Source organism: Photorhabdus sp. CRCIA-P01 (genome assembly GCF_003545805.1).
Classification (GTDB): Bacteria; Pseudomonadota; Gammaproteobacteria; order Enterobacterales; family Enterobacteriaceae; genus Photorhabdus; species Photorhabdus antumapuensis.
Genome location: NZ_NMQR01000208.1, coordinates 1 through 665, shown reverse-complemented (window position 1 = coordinate 665; position 665 = coordinate 1). Strand labels below are relative to the sequence as shown.

The following is a 665-nucleotide window of genomic DNA, read 5'->3' as shown; positions in this document are numbered from 1 at the left end:
ACTCTGAGTTGCCGATGGCCGGCTCAGCGGCTGACAGCAGAAGGCGTCAGCCTTGTGCGTCGCACCTTGCGATGCTAACCCGCGGGGGCGCCAGACATAATGCCAATTATACGCATTAAGCCGCTCATGGATGCTCAAGCTGTTACCTTTGCTCATCGGCGCAGTGCGTATAATTCCCCCGCATTATGTTCAATAGGCGTTGGGCGGCCTGTTCCGGGTTAATGGGGACGCCAGCGGTTGGGCCGCCTGACGACTATTTACCCCCGCGTGCGCCGAGGCTAACGGGCAGTCCGGTCACGGTCTGCCCCCACACCGTACCCGCCTGACTCAACGGGGGCGGGCGGTCAGCGGGTATCGGGAGTTGAGGTCGGCGCCGAACCGTCCGGCGGCGTGTCTGTGCCGGCGTCAGCTTCGGCGTACAGGTCGGCCAGTAAACCCACCTCATCGGCGTCGCCGGCTTTTTCGTCTGCCATCTGCTCCGCCGGATGCGTACTGGCGTGCACCGCTTGTAAGGCCCGGATAGAGACCTGTGTATACACCTGGGTTGATTCCACGCTGGCATGCCCCAGCATTGCCTGTATCCAGCGCAGGTCTGCCCCGTTCTCCAGCATCTGGGTCGCCATCGCGTGCCGGAACAGGTGACAGGCCCCTTTTTTCTCAATACC

At 62.4% G+C, this 665-nt stretch carries 1 protein-coding gene; it reads right to left on the bottom strand.

The window, feature by feature from the left end; translation table 11 throughout:
• Positions 1-344: 344 nt before the first annotated feature.
• Positions 345-665 (bottom strand): tyrosine-type recombinase/integrase (locus D3222_RS24875; RefSeq protein ID WP_157975455.1); only part of this gene is annotated, 321 nt, incomplete at its 5' end.